Consider the following 430-nt stretch of genomic DNA (forward strand, 5'->3'; position numbering starts at 1 on the left):
AGACGGGTGAGTGCCATTGTCGTTGTCTTTAGCGTCGGCTTCAGCGTTCCTACCTTCGGCACCAGTTGCACCGGTAGCGCCAGTAGCACCGTCTTTAAGGATGGTTTAGTGGTGTTACCTTTACCGTCTTTAATGGTTACAGTGTGGGTACCGTTGCCGTTGTCTTTAACGTCGGCTTCAGCGTTCTTACCATCGGCACCGGTTGCACCAGTTGCGCCGGTATCGCCTTTTGCACCAGTTGCACCGTCTTTAAGGATGGTAGTAGTGGTATTACCATCACCGTCTTTAATGTCTACAGTATGAGTACCGTTGTCGGAGGATGCAACGGCCACCGAAACATACATATTATAATTAGTGGGAGGAGTAGGAGGGGTATACTCGACAGCGTTAATGGTTACAGTGTGGGTACCGTTGCCGTTGTCTTTAACGT

The 430-nt window shown here is 50.0% G+C and carries 1 protein-coding gene; it reads right to left on the reverse strand.

Translation table 11 applies throughout. The annotated features are described in order from the left end of the window. Nucleotides 1-430: collagen-flanked surface repeat-containing protein (locus ACTHTJ_RS10930; RefSeq protein ID WP_440362699.1), on the reverse strand; the 430-nt coding region annotated here is incomplete at both ends.

Source organism: Neisseria sp. P0018.S001 (assembly GCF_051957355.1).
GTDB lineage: Bacteria > Pseudomonadota > Gammaproteobacteria > Burkholderiales > Neisseriaceae > Neisseria > Neisseria subflava_A.